Origin of the sequence: Variovorax sp. RO1 (assembly GCF_002849325.1) — a bacterium.
GTDB lineage: Bacteria > Pseudomonadota > Gammaproteobacteria > Burkholderiales > Burkholderiaceae_C > Variovorax.
Genome location: NZ_PKMT01000002.1, coordinates 1,099,256 through 1,115,375 on the forward strand (window position 1 = coordinate 1,099,256; position 16,120 = coordinate 1,115,375).

A 16,120-nucleotide genomic window follows, 5' to 3' on the forward strand; every position below is an offset into this window, starting at 1 on the left:
AAGTGCTTCTCAGGCGTCGCCGCACCATGCTCAGAGCAGCCGCGCCACCAGCGCCGCGATCATGCTGAGCACCACCGTGCTCGCGATCGGCAGCTGCCAGTCGCGGCCGAAGGCGCGAAACTCGAAATCGCCGGGCAGCCGTCCGAAGCCGAAGCGGCGCAGCCAGGCGGTCAGGCCGCTCATGAGCACCAGCGCAAGGACTACGACGATCAGCCAGCGGAACATGAAAACAGTCTAGGCGGCCAGTACAGCCAGGGCTTGTCGGTGAAGTTCGGGTGTGGCTGCAGCGATCACGCGCTGATCGGGATTCAGCCCCAGCGGCCGGCCCTCCCAATCGGTGACGACGCCGCCTGCGGCCTCGATCAGACCCGCCGGGCCCAGGAAGTCGTAGGGCTGCAGGCCTGTCTCGACCACAAGGTCGATGGTGCCGCCTGCCAATTGGGCGTAGCCGTAGCAGTCGCCGCCGAAACGGCGCATCGCGCACTGGCGGCTCAGGCGGTCGAAGGCGCTCCAGTCGGCCGGCGAGAAGATGTCGGGCGAGGTGGTGACGATGCGGGCCTTGGCGATCTCGGTGCAGCCGCTCACGCGCACGGGCTGGCCGTCGCGCGTCGCGCCCTTGCCGGCCTCGCCGACCCAGCGTTCTTTCAACACCGGCATGTCGACCATGCCGAACACCACGCGACCGCCCTGCAGCACGCCGATGAGCGTGCCCCACAGCGGCGAGCCGGTGATGAAGCTGCGCGTGCCGTCGATCGGGTCAAGCACCCAGATGCGGTCGGCGTCGAGCCGCTCGGGGCCGTGCTCTTCGCCGAAGATGCCGTCGACCGGCACACGTGCGCCGAGGATCTCGCGCATCGCCGTTTCGGCGGCGCGGTCGGCCAGCGTGACCGGGCTTTCGTCGGCCTTGGTGATGATGTCCAGCGGCGTGCGGAAGTAGCGCATCGACTGGGCGGCGGCGGCATCGGCCAGCGCACCGGCGATCGCGGAAAGGTCGGGGGCGGAAGAGCTCATGGGAAGGAGAACGCGTGCCAAAAGCTGCGATTAGACCCGAGCCCGCGCCCGTTTCGCCATCGCCGGGGCATTCGTCCGCCCCGCCCCATCACCTGCTTGCCGTCAGCGCTGCTGGCCCCAGCGCCGCACCGTGAGCCGCTCCAGCGTGCGAAAGCCCAGGCTTTCCACCAGCAGGCCGATCAGCACCACCAGCGCCAGGGCTGCGAACACGCGGTCGGTGTACAGCTCATTGCGGTTCTGGAAGATGTACCAGCCCAGCCCGCCCTTGCCCGACGAGGCGCCGAACACCAGCTCGGCCGCGATCAGCGTGCGCCACGCAAAGGCCCAGCCGATCTTCAGCCCCGACAGGATCGACGGCAGCGCGGCCGGCACCAGGATCTGCAGCACGTAGCGCAGCCCCGTCAGGCCGTAGTTGCGCCCCGCCATGCGCAGCGTCTCGGGCACGCCCTGGAAGCCCGCATAGGTGTTGAGCGCCAGCGGCCACAGCACCGAATGGATCAGCACGAACACCAGGCTGCCGCGGCCCAGCCCGAACCACAGCAGCGCCAGCGGCAGCAGCGCGATCGCGGGCAGCGGGTTGAACATCGAAGTCAGCGTGTCCAGCAGGTCGCGCCCGATGCGCGTGGACACCGCCAGCGTCGTGAGCCCGAAGGCCAGCAGCACGCCCGCCAAGTAGCCCTGCAGCAGCACAGCGAGCGAGATGCGCACCTTCTCGACCAGCTCGCCGCTGGCCAGCCCTTCGACCAATGCGCGGGCGGTGGCGGTGAAGGTGGGCAGCAGCAGGTCGTTGTCCTGCCAGCGCGCTGCCAACTCCCACAGCACGGCGATGACGGCAAGGATCAGGCCCTTGCGCAGCCAGGTGTGCGAGGCGAGGCGCGTGGCCAGCGGCAGCGCGCGTTCGACCGGCAGCTCGGTGAAGGGCTCGAGCGTGCGCTCGTACTCGGGGCGGATAGGGGGCGTCAGGGTGCTCATCGTGTATTGCTCCTTCCCCCTCTGGGGGAAGGTTGGGATGGGGGCAGGCAGAGCGCCCAATAGGAACGCCGCGTGCCCCCACCCCTACCCTCCCCCGGAAGGGGAGGGAGAAAGACCGGGGTCATGACGCGACCTTCTCTTCCTCGAACAGCATGTCGTGAATGCGCCGCGCAGTCGCCTGGAAGTCCGCACCGCCCAGACTCTCGAGCGAGTAGCCGTGGCTGTTCAGTTCGGCGCGCATGCGCCCCGGATGCGGCGACAGCAGCGCCACGCGGTTGCCCACCACCAGCGCCTCTTCGATCGAGTGCGTGACGAACAGCAGCGTGAAGCGCACCTCGTCCCACAGCTCGAGCAGCTCCTGCTGCATGCGGCGGCGCGTGAGTGCGTCGAGCGCGGCAAAGGGCTCGTCCATCAACAGCACGCGCGGCTGCATCGCCAGCGCCCGCGCAATCGCCACACGCTGCTTCATGCCACCCGAAAGCTGGTGCGGATGCACGTCGGCGAACTTCGAGAGGCCCACCTTGTCCAGGTAGTGCAGCGCGCGCTCGGCCGCTTCCTTGCGGCCCAGCGTGCGCGAGGCGAGCAGCGGGAACATCACGTTCTGCTTCACTGTCTTCCACGGCGGCAACTGGTCGAACTCCTGGAACACGACGATGCGGTCGGGGCCCGGCTGCGACACGCGCCGGCCGTCGAGGCGGATCTCACCCTCGACCGGCGGGATGAACCCGGCCACGGCCTTCAGCAGCGTCGACTTGCCGCAGCCCGAAGGCCCGAGCAGCACGAAGCGGTCGGCGGCGTGCACGTCGAAGCTCACGCGGTGCGTGGCGCGGACGACGCGCTCGGGCGTGCGGTACTCGAGGCTGACGTTGTCGACCTGGAGCAGCGGGGCGAGGTCTGTGTTTTGCCCCCTCTCCCGCGCGCGGGAGAGGGTTGGGGTGAGGGCTGCCGACGATGCCGAAGGCTCCCCCCTCACCCCCGCCCTCTCCCGATGGGAGAGGGAGTCAATCCCCGACGGCAAAGCGACCGCGTTGCTCACTCAGTTCCCCGAAGCCGTGTGCGCGTCGTCGAAGAAATAGTCCTTCACCGACGCCGGCTTGTTCTTGATCGCTCCCACGCGGTGCATGAACTCCGCGAACACGTAGGTGTTCTGCGGCGCGGTCTTGAACTGCACCTCGGGGTTCTTGATGATCTTCAGCAGCAGCTCGCGGTCGAGCTTCGCGTTGCTCACCTTGAGGTAGATGTCCGCCGCCTTCTCGGGATTGGCCGTGACGAACTTCGCCGCCTCGTCGAGCGCATCGACGAAGGCCTTGTAGGTCTTCGGGTTCTCGTTGCGGAATTTCTCCGTCGCGTACAGCACCGTGGCCGACGACGGCCCGCCCAGCACCTGGTACGAGTTCAGCACGATGCGCGCATTCGGGTTGCCCGCGAGCTCCTGCTCCTGGAACGGCGGATTGCCGAAGTGCCCCGTGATCTCCGTGCCGCCCTTGATGATGGCCGCGGCCGCATCGGGGTGCGGCAGCGCCACGCTGATCTTGTCGAGCCGGTTGAACTCCTTCTCGCCCCACAGCTTGGCCGACGCGATCTGCAGCACCCGCGACTGCACCGACACGCCCACCGCAGGCAGCGCGATCCGGTCCTTGTCCGTGAAGTCGGCGATCGTCTTCACGTTCGGGTTGTTGCTCACCAGGTAGTACGGAAAGTTGCCCAGCGAAGCCACGCCCTTCACGTTCTGCTTGCCTTTGGTGCGGTCCCACAGCGTGAGCAGCGGCCCCACACCCGCACCCGCGATCTCGATGTTCCCCGACAGCAATGCGTCGTTCACCGCCGACCCGCCCGAGAGCTTGACCCATTCCACCTTCGCATCCACCCCCGCGGCCTTCGCGTGCTTCTCGATCAGCTTCTGCTCCTGCGCCACGTTGAGCAGCAGGTAGACGATGCCGAACTGCTCGGCGATGCGGATCTGCCCTTCGGCCTGCGCGGCCAGGCTGCCGGCGAGAAGGCCGAGGCCGGTGACGAGCGCGGCGGCGCGGCGTGTGAAGCGGTTCATTGGAAAGTCCGAGAGAAAGAAGAAAGGAAGGAAGGAAGGGAATCAGAAAGGCGTATCGCCCACGACCGTGGTGCGGTTGAGCCGGCGGCGCAGGTGATCGGGCGTGCCCGCCGCGAGGTGCATCAGCGAGCGGTTGTCCCAGAACACCAGGTCGTGCGGCGCCCACGCGTGGCGGTACACGAACTCGGGCTTCACGCTGTGCGCGAACAGCTCGGCCAGCAGCGCATCGCTCTCGTCCTGCGGCAGGCCGACGATGCGCGTCGTGAAGTGCTCGCTGACGAACAGCGCCTTGCGCCCCGTCTCCGGGTGCGTGCGCACCACAGGCTGCACTGCGGGCGCGACCTGGTCGATCTGCGCCTGCGACAGCTTGGGCCGCCACGGATTCTTCGCACGCAGCTCTTCGTACTTCGCGAGGTAGCTGTGCTCCGCCTTCAGCAGCAGGACGCGTTGCTGCAGCGCCAGGCTCAGCGCGTCCCACGCCAGGTGCTGGTCGGCAAACAGCGTGTCCCCGCCTTCGCTCGGCAGCTCCTGCGCGTGCAGCAGCGAGCCGAGGCTGGGCTTGGGCTTGTACGAAATGTCGGAGTGCCAGTACACGCCCGCATCGCCGAGCCCGATCGGCTCGCCGTTCTCCTTGATGTTCGAAACGATCAGGATCTCGGGGTGGTTCTCCAGCTGAAACTGGTGCAGCACATGGATCTCGAGCGGCCCGAAGCGGCGGCTGAAATCGATGTGCTGCGCGGGCGTGATGCGCTGGTCGCGAAAGACCAGCACATGGTGGTCGAGGTGCGCGCGGTGGATGCGCTGGAAGTCGGCAGCGTTGATCGGCTCAGCAATGTCGAGCCCGACGATCTCCGCGCCGACCGGCGCATCGAAAGGCCGCACCTCGAAGTGCTGCGCCGGGGCATCTGCAGTGGGAACGCGGGAAAGAACGGCAGTCATGCCGCGAATGTAGAAGCGCGCCCTCCGTTCCCCAACGAAGTCTTTGTTGCTTGCTTATGACCAAGTCTTCTCGTTGAAAGCACAAGGCGCCAAAGGCGCGCAGCGCCTGTGGCGCCGTGGTGGCCGAGCGCAGCGACGGCCCGCCCGGCTCCCAAGCCCCTCTGTATGCGCCGAGGAGCGCAGCGTTTCGCGGATCAGGGCTCGCCCTTGTTTGAGCGAAGCGAGTTTGGGCGAGACCCCGCGAAACGCGAGCACCGCAGGTTGCCCGCAGCGAAGCGGAGGGACGCAGACAGTGGGGTCGCCTTTTCTTTGCTTACTTTCTTTTGGCGAAGCAAAAGAAAGCAAGTCGCCCGCCGGGGCGAGTCCCGGCCTCGGGAAGCAAACACTCAGCCCAAAACAAAGACCTCAGAGCGTATGACTCCGATCCCCCTCACCAAACCCAACAGCGTCCCAGGGTTCCCCCACAGCAAACCCCACCACCTTAAACAACTCCCCCATCTCATGCTCATGAATCAACCGAGCCGCCATCCCCCGCTGCGCCACAGTCCCTCGCTCCATCAACCCCAACATCCCGCAGTTCAAAAGAAACCGAGCCTGGCTCGTGTAGCCAAGAACAGAAAGCCCCGCCTCCTGCCCCGCCACAGCGATCCCCGTGAAGTCGACGTGTGCAGTGATGTCCTTGTAGCCCACCTCCGACAGCGGATCGCCATCCGCCTGGTGCCCCCGATGGCACATCACCGTCCCCATGTGCCGTTGCGGGTGGTAGTACTCGCCCTCGGGAAATCCGTAGTCGATGAGAAAAGCCGCGCCCTTCTCAAGACGGTCCGCCAGCGTCGCAATAAAAGCCTGAGCCTGCGGATGCACCTCCGTGAGGTAGTCATGCACCCCCGACACCTCGACCGGCGGCCGAAGATCAGTCGGCCGGTCCGCCCAGGTCCACCCATCCCCCGCCGGATTCCGCACCACCCCCCGCTCGAACCACGCCCCCTTCACCCGCGCCAGCAACTGCACCGGCATCGCATCGAGCACCTCGTTCCCGACCACCACGCCCTGCATCACCTCAGGCAGTTCCCCCAGCCATTCAACCCGCCCCGCATGCCCCGCCAGCGCCTGCTGCTGCCGCTCCCGCAAGGTGCCCGACAGATCGACGATGCGGTAGCGCACATCGCTGCGCCCCATCTCGCCCAGCGCATGCAGCAGCTGCACCGCCAGCGCCCCCGAGCCCGCGCCGAATTCCCACACCGTGTCGGTGCCGGTTTTCTCCAACGCCTCGAGCACCTGCACCGCGAGCGTGTGGCCGAACATCGGCGTCAGCTCAGGCGCGGTCACGAAGTCGCTGCCGGATGAAGGCATGTGGCCGAACTTGGCCGAGGTGTTGGCGTAGTAGCCGAGCCCCGGCGCATACAGGGCGAGGGCCATGAAGCGGTCGAAGCCGATCCATCCGCCCGCACGTTCGACAGAACGGGTAATCAGATGGTCGAGGGCGATGGGTAAACTGTTTGTCGTTGGCGTCGTCACGGGCGCCATTGTCCTCTTCCTCCTCGTTTTCTTCCCTCGCATGAGTGCCACTCCACCCACCTCCCCCGATCGCCGCCGCACCGTCCTCGTCACGGGCGCAGGCCGCCGGCTGGGCCGCGAGATCGCACTGGCGCTCGCGGCGGGCGGCTGGCAGGTGGCGGTGCACTACCGCAGCTCGCGCGCCGAGGCCGAGCAGACCGTGGCCGATTGCGCCGCGCGCTCGGGCGACTCGGCGCTGTTCGAGGCCGACCTGGCCGACGAGCAGGCCACGCGCGCGCTGCTGCCGCGCGTGGCAGCGCGCTTTCGCGCCGTGGATGCGGTCGTGCACAGCGCCGCCCTCTTCGAGCACGACGACGCCGCCAGCTTCAGCTACGCGCTCATGGAGCGCCACGCGCGCAGCAACACCGGCGCGGCCATCCTGCTGGCGCAGGCGCTGCACGACCACCTGGCCCGGCGCGACGCGCAGGGCGCCGTGGTGCACCTGCTCGACCAGAAGCTCTGGAACCCGAACCCCGATTTCCTGAGCTACACGCTCTCCAAGGCCGCGCTTGAGGCCGCCACCCCGATGCTGGCGCTGGCACTGGCGCCGCGCGTGCGCGTGGTGGGCGTGGCGCCCGGCCTCACGCTGGCGAGCCACATGCTCGACGACGACAAGTTCGCGCAGCTGCACAAGCTGTCGCCGCTGGGCCGCTCGTCCACATCGGAAGACGTGGCCGCCACTGTGAAGTTCGCGCTGGAAAACAGCTCCATCACCGGCACCACGCTGCTCGTCGACGGCGGCCAGCACCTCATGAAATTCGAGCGCGACTTCTCGCTCATGTGACGAGCACCACCACCATGTCCACGAACACACCGCACGGCCACCAGACACTCACCCTCCAGGGCCTGCGCTTCGACGCCAACCTGGGCATCCTGGAGCAGGAAAAAACCGCGCCGCAGCCGATCCTGGTGGACGCCGAACTCAACCTCGGCCCGCAGCCGCTGCTGCCGCAGGACGACGACATCTTCCACGTGCTGGACTACCGCAAGGTGCGCCGCATCATCATCGACGAGTGCACCGCCGAGCACGTCAACCTGCTCGAAAGCCTGATCGGCAAGCTCGCGCAGCGCCTGCTGCAACTGCCCGGCGTGCGGGGCGTGCGCGTGAAGATCGCCAAGCTCGAAATCTTCGACGACTGCGAAGTCGCCATCCGCATCGAAGCCGGGGAATGGTGATCCAAGGCAAAATCGGGGGTCTTTCCCCCGATTTGCCCGAAGTAGCCACCCAATGAACGCCGTCTGGATCGACGAAACGCCCGAAGCCGGCGCGCCCCCCAATTCGCTGAAGATCGAGCGCGAGACGCACAAGCTCGAGAAGCGCCTGTGCCGCGAGGTCGGCCGTGCCATCGTCGACTACAACATGATCGAAGAGGGCGACAAGGTCATGGTGTGCGTCTCGGGCGGCAAGGACAGCTACGCGCTGCTCGACATCCTGCTCAAGATGAAGGCGCGCGCGCCCATCCACTTCGACATCGTCGCGGTCAACCTCGACCAGAAGCAGCCCGGCTTTCCTGAAGAGGTGCTGCCCAAGTACCTGAGCGAGCTCGGCGTGGCCTTTCACATCGAGAACCAGGACACCTACAGCATCGTCAAGCGCGTGATCCCCGAGGGCAAGACCACCTGCGGCCTGTGCAGCCGGCTGCGCCGCGGCATCCTGTACCGCGTGGCCGACGAGCTGGGCGCCACCAAGGTCGCGCTGGGCCACCACCGCGACGACATGCTGCAGACCTTCTTCCTCAACATGTTCTTCGGCGGCAAGCTCAAGAGCATGCCGCCCAAGCTGGTGAGCGACGACGGCAAGCACGTCGTGATCCGCCCGCTGGCCTACGTGGCCGAAAAAGACACGGTGCGCTGGGCGCAGCACCGCGAATTTCCGATCATTCCCTGCACGCTGTGCGGCAGCCAGGAAAACCTGCAGCGCAAGCAGGTTGGCGAGATGCTGCGCGAGTGGGACAAGAAGTACCCCGGTCGCGTCGAAAACATGTTCACCGCGCTGCAGAACGTCGTGCCTTCGCACCTGCTCGACGGAACGCTGCACGACTTCCAGGGTCTGAAGGCGACGGGCGTGGCCGACGAGAACGGCGACAAGGCCTTCGACACGCCCGCTTTCGACCTGCTCTCCCAGGCACCCTCAGCCTTGCGCATCGTTCAAGGCTGACTCGGGCAACCCAGGGGAATTTAGGGCACTTGGCCCGGAGACCCTTATGTATCGTGCGTTTTCAGCTCTATTTTTAGTAGCAACCCTGAGCGGCTGCGCCACCTCCTGGGTGGTCGACAGCAACGTCAAGAGCTTTGCCACGCCGGGCACGACCGTGCCGCCCGGCGCCACCTACCGCTTCGAGCGCCTGCCTTCGCAGCAGGCCGACACGGCGCGCCAGGACGGGCTCGAGGCCATGGCCACAGCTGCGCTCGACAAGGTCGGCCTGCGCCGCGACGACGCCCGGCCGCAGTACACGGCGCAGATCGGCGCGCGCGTCACGGCGGCGCTGTCGCCCTGGGCCGATCCGTGGCTGTACGGGCCCGGCCCCTGGGGCTATGGCTACGGTGGCTACAGCGGCTACTACGGCCACCGCTGGCATGGCGGCGGCTGGTACGGCGGCCCGATGTTCACGCCGCCGGCCAACCCCTGGTACCAGCGCGAGGTGAGCCTTGTGCTGCGCGAGGCGGGCGGCAGCCACCGCGTGGTGTACGAGACCCGCGCGCGAAACGACGGCCCCTACAGCTCGAGCGCGGCGATCCTGCCGGTGATGTTCGAGGCCGCGCTGCAGGGCTTTCCGAACCCGCCGCCGGGCGAGCGCCGCGTGAACATCGAGCTCACGCCCGCAGCCAAGAAATGACGCACTTCTAGAATTCGGACGGATGGAAGCCAACCTCACCCGCCTGATCGCCGTGCGCCACGGCGAAACCGCCTGGAACGTCGACACCCGCATCCAGGGCCACCTCGACATCGGCCTCAATGCCACCGGCCTCTGGCAGGCGCAGCGCGCCGGACAGGCGCTGGCCGACGAGCCGATTGCGGCGGTCTATGCCAGCGACCTCTCGCGCGCCTGGCAGACCGCCCAGGCCATCGCCGCGCCCCACGGCCTCGAGGTGCAGCCCGACCTGGGCCTGCGCGAGCGTGCCTTCGGCCGCTTCGAGGGCATGAGCTTCGCCGAGATCGAAGCCACGCTGCCCGAAGACGCCCGCCGCTGGCGCGAGCGCGACCCTGAGTTCGAGCCCGAAGGCGGCGGCGAGAGCCTGCTGACCTTTCGCGACCGCGTGACAGGCACCGCCTCGGCCATCGCCGCGCGCCACCCGGGCCAGCTCGTGGTGCTGGTGGCCCACGGCGGCGTGATGGACGTGCTCTACCGCGCCGCCACGCGCCAGGAACTGCAGGCGCCGCGCACCTGGCAGCTCGGCAATGCGGCCATCAACCGCATGCTGTGGACGCCCGAGGGCTTCACTCTTGTCGGCTGGAGCGACATCACGCACCTGGCCGCGGACACGCCGCTCGACGAGTCCACGACCTAGCGCGACGGACCGCTTGCCGTTTTCCGCTCCGGGCAAGACGCTCCCATGAAAAGAACAACGCCCACCCCCTCGGCGTACGCCAGCTGGGATGCCTCCCAGACACTGTCTGCGCCGTGGACCGACGCCACGCACCTGGGAAGCTTCGTCACCCTGGAGGCCGGCGACACCATTGCGCGCGAAGGCGAACGGCACGATTACTTCTACCTCTTGCGATCGGGCTTCGTGCATTCCACGATCCAGCGAAGCAACGGCTCGGAGTTCCTGCTCGAGATCTTCGGGCCCGGCGCGATCTTTGGCGAAGGCCCGGCGTTTGCCGACAGCCCTCGGCCCACGACGACCCGTGCGGTCGCGCCGGCCATGCTCAGCCGCTACCGTCCGGCGGATGTCGCGCAGCAGTTCTCGGCGCTTCCCGAACTCGCGACCTCGTTGATCCAGCTGCTCGGCTTCAAGAACCACATGATCGTCGCCAAGCTGGCCGGGGTGGCCTCGGCGGCGCCCAAGGAGCGGGTCGTCGATCTGCTGCTGCGTGTGGCGCGTCCGCCATCAACGCAGGCATCGAACACACTCACCGTCGATCTGACGCACGAGCAGATCGGCGCCATGACGGCGTTGAGCCGCGTCACCGTCACCCGCACGTTGAATGCGCTGGTGGGACACGGGCTCATTGAAACGCGGGCCCGGCAGGTCACCATTCCGAATGCGGCGGCCTTGCGTCGTTACCGCGACGCGACACCGTAAGAAAAAAGCCCACTTCCTGTATCGCTGGATACCTTCGGCACCTTCACCCCCTCGCCATCATTCATCCCGTCACACACAGGGATGGGAAGAGGGCAGGAGGAAAAAACGGAGGGACCGTTGAAGCAAGAGGCCAGAGCGCCCTCAATGGACGATGGCCCGGTGTGACGTTTCGCAGGACTGCAAAAGTTCTTCTGGCCGGGTGGCTCACGCGCGTGGCCATCCGGCATCTTTTGGATCGCCGTCAGGCGTGCGAGGCGGCGTGACCGCCCGCTGCAGCCTCGGCCTTCGCCTCGCCCGGCAGCGCCACCATCGGACCGCTGCCGCTGTAGCGGTCGAGCGCCAGGTAGATCGCGGGCGTGATGTACAGCGTGATCACCTGCGAGAAGATCAAGCCACCCACCACCGCCACGCCCAGCGGCTGGCGCAACTCGGCGCCGGCGCCCAGGCCCAGTGCGAGCGGCAGTGCGCCCATCAGCGCGGCCAGCGTGGTCATGAGAATCGGGCGGAAGCGCAACCGGCAGGCCTCGCGGATCGCATCGACCGGCTTCATGCCTTCGGTGCGCTGCGCGTCGAGGGCGAAGTCGATCATCATGATCGCGTTCTTCTTCACGATGCCGATCAAGAGCAGGATGCCGATGGTCGCGATCAGCGTGAGGTCGAAGCCGAAGAGCTTCAGCGAGAGCAGCGCGCCCACGGCCGCCGAAGGCAGGCCCGCCAGGATCGTCAGCGGGTGGATGTAGCTTTCGTACAGCACGCCCAGCAGCACATAGATGACCAGCACCGCGAGCACCAGCAGCACGGCCTGGCTCGACTGCGAACTCTGGAACACCGCCGCGTCGCCGCCGTAGGTCGTGATGATCGACTGCGGCATCTTCAGCTCGTCCTTGAAGCGGTCGATCTTCGCGGTCGCGTTGCCCAGCGGCACGTCGGGGCCGAGGTTGAACGACACCGTCACCGCCTGCAGCTGGCCCTGGTGGTTGACCGAGGTCGGGCCCACGGTGCGCTTGACGGTCGAGAAGGCCGACAGCGGCACCAGCTTGCCGGTGGTGCTGCGCACCGACAGGCGCGCCACGTCTTCCTCGAACTGGCGGTCGCTGTCGGCCGCCGACAGGATGACCTGGTAGGTGTTGCTGGCGCCGTAGATGCTGCCGATCTGGCGGTCGCCGTACGCGTTGTACAGCGCGGTGCGCAGGTCGCCCACGGCCACGCCGAGCACGCCGGCCTTGTCGCGATCGATCTCGAGCGTGGCCTGCAGGCCGCGGTTCTGCGAGTCGCTGGTGACGTCGCGGAAGTCGGGGTCGGCGCGCATGCGCTCCATGAGCCTGGTCGACCACGGCACCATCTCGCCGGCATTGACGCTCTGCAAGGTGTACTGGAAACGCGCCTTGCTCTGGCGCCCGCCCAGGCGCAGGTTCTGCACCGGCTGCATGTAGACGGCCACGCCCGGAATTTCGCGGAAACGCTGGCGCAGCGACTCGAGCACCTTCGGCATCTTGGGCCGCTCGCTGCGCGGCTTGAGCACCGCGAACAGCCGGCCCGAGTTCTGCGTGGCGGTCGGGCCGCCCACGCCGACGAAGGAACTCACGTAGGCCACGCTCGGGTCGGCCTGGAGCGCGGCGGCCACACGGTCCTGCAGCGCCTTCATGGCGGTGAACGAAATGTCTTCCGCCGCCTCGGTGGTGATCTGGATCTGGCCGATGTCTTCCTCGGGGAAGAAGCCCTTGGGAATGCTGACGAAGAGCCACGCCGTGACGACGAAGGTCAGGCCCGCCATGGCCAGCATCAGCGCGCGGTGGCCGAGCGTCCAGTCGAGCGTGCGCATGTAGCCGCCGTGCACCGCGCGGTAGCCGCGCTCGAAAGCACGGCCGATCGCCGTGCCGGGTTCGGGGTGCTCTTCTTCATGGTCCAGCCCCCTCTCTTTTTCCTTGCGCGGCACGTGCTTGAGCAGCCGGCTCGCGAGCATGGGCACGAGCGTGAGCGACACCACGGCCGACACCAGCACGGCCAGCGCCACCACCACGGCGAACTCGTGGAACAGCAGGCCGATCACGCCCGGCATGAAGAAGATCGGAATGAACACGGCCACCAGCGAGATCGAGATCGACACGATGGTGAAGCCCACCTCGCGCGCGCCGCGCAGCGCGGCGGCCATCGGCTCCATGCCCTTCTCGACGTAGCGCATGATGTTTTCGAGCACCACGATGGCGTCGTCCACCACCAGGCCCACAGCCAGCGTGATGCCCAGCAGCGAGACGTTGTCCAGGCTGTAGCCGAAGGCGTAGAGCAGCGCCACGGCGCCGATCAGCGAGATCGGAATGGTGGCGGCCGGAATCAGCGTGGCCACCAGCCGGTGCAGGAACAAAAAGATCACCAGCACCACCAGCGCGATGGTGCCCAGCAGCGTGAGCTGCACGTCGTGCACCGCCTCGCGGATGGAGATCGAGCGGTCGTTGACCATCTGGATCTCGACCGACTGCGGCAGCTCGGCCTTGAAGCGCGGGATGAGCGCGCGCACCGCGTCCACCACCTGCACGGTGTTGGCATTGGGCTGGCGCTGCACGGCCAGCGAAATCGAGTCTTGCCCGTTGAAGCTGCTGCCGGTCTTGACCGACTCGAAGCTGTCTTCGAGCGTGGCCACTTCGTCCAGCCGCACCGGCGCGCCATTGCGTTGGGCAATGATGAGCTTGGCGAAGTCGGCCGCCTTCATGAGCTGGCGGTTGGCCTGGATGGTGAGCGTCTGGCGCGGGCCGTCGAGCGTGCCGACCGGCGTGTTGGCGTTGGCCGAGTTCACGGCCTTGGCCAGTTCGTCGAGCGTGATGTTGCGCGCGTTGAGCAGGTCGGCGTTGGCCTTGATGCGCACCGCGAAGGCCTTGCGCCCGTACACGCCCACCTGCGCCACGCCGTCAATGGTCGAGAGCGTGGGCGAAATGAGGTTCTCGGCGTAGTCGTTGAGCTCCGACGGGTTCATCGACGGCGAGATCAGCGCAATGAACAGCACCGGCGCGTCGGCCGGATTCACCTTGCGGTACGAGGGCAGCTGCGTGAGTTCTTGCGGCAGCTGGCGCTGGGCGCGCAGCAGCGCGGCCTGCACGTCGACCGCGGCGGCGTCGATGTCGCGGCTGCTGACGAATTCGAGCGTGAGCGAGGTCACGCCCTGGGTGTTCACCGAGCTGATGGTCTGCAGGCCGGGGATGGTCGAGAACTGCTTTTCGAGCGGCAACGCAACCGAACTCGCCATGGTGTCGGGGCTGGCGCCCGGCAACTGCGCGTTGACGTTGATGACCGGCGTGTTGTAGCTCGGCAGCGCCGCGACCGGGATGCTGAAGTACGCAAAGATGCCGATGACCACGACGGCCGCCGACAGCAGCACCGTCATCGCCGGACGGCGGATGCAGAGCTCTGAAATGTTCATGCCCGTTCCCGCGTGGGCTTGATGTCCGACGAGGCTGCACTGCCCGGCGTGACGCCCGTGGTGCCGTTGCCGGGCGCGCCGCCGGGGCCGGCCGGCGCCTTGACGTCGATGCGCACCTTGCCGCCCGGGCGCACGTTCTGGCTGCCTTCGATCACGACCTGCTCACCAGGCGTCACGCCGCTCACGGCAACTTTGGTGCCGAAGGTGTGGAGCACCTTGACCTGGCGGCGCGCCGCGTTGCGCTCGGCATCGACCACGTACAGCGAGGTGCCGTCGGACAGCATCATGAGCGCCGCGGCCGGCACCACGGTGACGCCGTCGAGCATGCGCACCGTGATGCGCGTGTTGACGAACTGGCCGGGCCACAGGCTCTGGTCGGCATTGGCGAACACGGCCTTGGCGCGCACGGTGCCAATCTGCGGATCGACCGTGTTGTCGACGAAGTCGAGCGTGCCGAACAGCGGCTCGCGCCGGCCCGTGACCAGCGCCTCGACCTTGGCGCGCGTGCGCGCCGCGGCCAGCAGGTCCTGCAGGTTGCCTTCGGGCACCGGGAAGCTCACGGCGATCGGGTCGAGCTGGGTGATGGTGACCAGCGACAGCGTGGGCTGCACCAGCGTGCCCGGGTAGATGTTGACGGCGCCGATGCGCCCGGCGATGGGCGCGCGCAGCGTGGCGTAGCCCAGCGCCACCTGCGCCGACTGCACGGCCGCGCGGTCGGCCGCAACGGCGGCGCGTTGCGCCTGGAGCTGCGACAGCGTGGCGTCGGCCGCGCTCTTGGCAATGAAATTCTGTGCCACCAGGTCCTGGCTGCGCTTGTACTGGCGCTCCAGGTCGGCCATGGTGGCCTCGTCCTTCTGCTGCTGAGCCCGGGCGCGCGCCAGGTTGGCCTGGTCGTTGCGGTCGTCGAGCGTGAAGAGCAGCTGCCCTGCTTTGACGAACTGGCCTTCCTTGACGTGCACCGCGCTCACGGTGTTGGTGACCTGCGGACGAAGATCGACGCTGTTGAGCGAGACCACGCTGCCGTTGACCTGCACGGTGACCGGCACGTCCTGCTTTTCAGCGGTGGCCAGGGTCACGAGCGCGGCGGCGGCGGGCTTGGCCTCGTCTTTCGCGCTTTTCGTTACCGCGCGGTCGCCGGACATGCGCCACCAGCCCCCTGCGACGGCTACGATCAACACGCCCGCGAGGGCGAAGGCGGCAGTTTTCTTCATGGGTTTCTTGTGCACTTTGGGCTGACAGCAGCTATTGGAGCAGTGGCCGACGCGCGGTGTTCACGGGCACCGTAAAGAAATGTAAAGCAGACCCGACGGAAAGCCCTTCACCACCCGCTGCGCCCCGGCATGAGGGAAAACACCCCCTCGCTAAAATCGCCGGTTCCACAGCCTCTGGATATACCCCATGAACCGCTGCAAGGCACCCACGAAAACGCTCACTTCCCTCGCCCTTTGCGCAGCCCTTGCCGGCGCCGCAGGTCTTTTCTCCCTTCACGCCAGCGCCCAGGACGAGGTGCCCCGTCCGCAGACGCAGAACGAATCGCTCAATGGCGGGCGCAACTTTCCCATCGGCACGCTGCGCGGCAAGTTCATGGTGACCAGCGCCCCCGACGTCGAACTCGACGGCCGGGCCGACCGCCTGGGCGCCGGCGCGCGCATCCGCAGCCCGCAGAACATGCTGGTGCTGCCCGGCGCCATCATTGGCCAGAAGTACCTCGTGAACTACACGCGCGACGCCGCCGGGCTGCTGCGCGAGGTCTGGATCCTGACGCCCGACGAGGCGATGGCCAGCCGCGAATCGCTGAACAAGCCGTTCCTGAACATCTGGCCGTTCACCTCGAACGACACGGTGAACACGCAGTAACGCGACCTCCCCGCAAGCAAGAAAAAATCCGCGGGCGCCACGAGCGCCCGCCGCCCTTCCACTTCGCGAAGGGCACA

16 protein-coding genes are annotated in these 16,120 nt (G+C 67.4%); 7 read left to right on the forward strand and 9 right to left on the reverse strand.

What is annotated here, in order from left to right:
- Positions 1-30 precede the first annotated feature (30 nt).
- From CY658_RS16210 to CY658_RS16245, 7 genes are all read right to left on the reverse strand, one after another.
- Positions 31-225 carry a DUF2905 domain-containing protein gene (locus CY658_RS16210; protein WP_056575522.1) on the reverse strand — a complete coding sequence of 65 codons (195 nt, stop codon included), beginning with the start codon at positions 223-225 and terminating at the stop codon, positions 31-33.
- Positions 226-234: 9 nt separating this feature from the next.
- Positions 235-1,011, reverse strand: coding sequence for a histidinol-phosphatase (hisN, locus tag CY658_RS16215; RefSeq protein ID WP_101491149.1), 777 nt, complete (start codon positions 1,009-1,011; stop codon positions 235-237).
- A 102-nt stretch (positions 1,012-1,113) separates the two neighbouring features.
- A complete protein-coding gene (locus CY658_RS16220) occupies positions 1,114-1,983 on the reverse strand; it encodes an ABC transporter permease (protein ID WP_101491150.1) in 870 nt (289 codons plus the stop codon).
- Between the two features lie 121 nt (positions 1,984-2,104).
- Complete coding sequence (locus tag CY658_RS16225; protein WP_101491316.1) at positions 2,105-2,866, reverse strand: ABC transporter ATP-binding protein; 762 nt, start codon at positions 2,864-2,866, stop codon at positions 2,105-2,107.
- Positions 2,867-3,019: 153 nt separating this feature from the next.
- Positions 3,020-4,030 (reverse strand): ABC transporter substrate-binding protein, encoded by a 1,011-nt coding sequence (locus tag CY658_RS16230; RefSeq protein ID WP_101491151.1) that lies wholly within the window; start codon positions 4,028-4,030, stop codon positions 3,020-3,022.
- Positions 4,031-4,072: 42 nt separating this feature from the next.
- A complete protein-coding gene (locus CY658_RS16235; RefSeq protein ID WP_101491152.1) occupies positions 4,073-4,969 on the reverse strand; it encodes a TauD/TfdA dioxygenase family protein in 897 nt (298 codons plus the stop codon).
- A gap of 405 nt (positions 4,970-5,374) precedes the next feature.
- Positions 5,375-6,487: a class I SAM-dependent methyltransferase gene (locus CY658_RS16245; protein WP_101491317.1), complete on the reverse strand. Its 1,113-nt coding sequence runs from the start codon at positions 6,485-6,487 to the stop codon at positions 5,375-5,377.
- 40 nt (positions 6,488-6,527) lie between these two features.
- Here CY658_RS16245 and CY658_RS16250 point away from each other — a divergent pair, with 40 nt between their 5' ends.
- From CY658_RS16250 to CY658_RS16275, 6 genes are read left to right on the forward strand one after another with little or no spacing between them, the layout of a single operon-like run.
- Positions 6,528-7,310: an SDR family oxidoreductase gene (locus tag CY658_RS16250; protein ID WP_101491153.1), complete on the forward strand. Its 783-nt coding sequence runs from the start codon at positions 6,528-6,530 to the stop codon at positions 7,308-7,310.
- Positions 7,311-7,324: 14 nt separating this feature from the next.
- Positions 7,325-7,702: a dihydroneopterin aldolase gene (locus tag CY658_RS16255; protein ID WP_056576172.1), complete on the forward strand. Its 378-nt coding sequence runs from the start codon at positions 7,325-7,327 to the stop codon at positions 7,700-7,702.
- A 52-nt stretch (positions 7,703-7,754) separates the two neighbouring features.
- Positions 7,755-8,684, forward strand: a complete 930-nt coding sequence (ttcA, locus tag CY658_RS16260) for a tRNA 2-thiocytidine(32) synthetase TtcA (protein ID WP_101491154.1) — start codon at positions 7,755-7,757, stop codon at positions 8,682-8,684.
- 46 nt (positions 8,685-8,730) lie between these two features.
- A complete protein-coding gene (locus tag CY658_RS16265; protein WP_101491155.1) occupies positions 8,731-9,363 on the forward strand; it encodes a DUF4136 domain-containing protein in 633 nt (210 codons plus the stop codon).
- 22 nt (positions 9,364-9,385) lie between these two features.
- Positions 9,386-10,036, forward strand: coding sequence for a histidine phosphatase family protein (locus tag CY658_RS16270; protein WP_101491156.1), 651 nt, complete (start codon positions 9,386-9,388; stop codon positions 10,034-10,036).
- A gap of 45 nt (positions 10,037-10,081) precedes the next feature.
- The gene (locus tag CY658_RS16275) at positions 10,082-10,774 is read left to right on the forward strand and encodes a Crp/Fnr family transcriptional regulator (protein WP_101491157.1); all 693 of its coding nucleotides are present in this window, start codon (positions 10,082-10,084) and stop codon (positions 10,772-10,774) included.
- 241 nt (positions 10,775-11,015) lie between these two features.
- Here the strand turns inward: CY658_RS16275 and CY658_RS16280 are convergent, their stop codons facing one another.
- Together CY658_RS16280 and CY658_RS16285 are read right to left on the reverse strand one after the other, a co-directional pair.
- Positions 11,016-14,186 carry an efflux RND transporter permease subunit gene (locus CY658_RS16280; RefSeq protein ID WP_101491158.1) on the reverse strand — a complete coding sequence of 1,057 codons (3,171 nt, stop codon included), beginning with the start codon at positions 14,184-14,186 and terminating at the stop codon, positions 11,016-11,018.
- Complete coding sequence (locus CY658_RS16285) at positions 14,183-15,328, reverse strand: efflux RND transporter periplasmic adaptor subunit (RefSeq protein WP_101491318.1); 1,146 nt, start codon at positions 15,326-15,328, stop codon at positions 14,183-14,185. The genes CY658_RS16280 and CY658_RS16285 overlap by 4 nt, the downstream gene beginning before the upstream one ends.
- 256 nt (positions 15,329-15,584) lie before the next feature.
- On the opposite strand from CY658_RS16285, the gene CY658_RS16290 reads away from it, so the two are divergent.
- Positions 15,585-16,043 carry a hypothetical protein gene (locus tag CY658_RS16290; protein ID WP_101491159.1) on the forward strand — a complete coding sequence of 153 codons (459 nt, stop codon included), beginning with the start codon at positions 15,585-15,587 and terminating at the stop codon, positions 16,041-16,043.
- Positions 16,044-16,120: the final 77 nt, after the last annotated feature.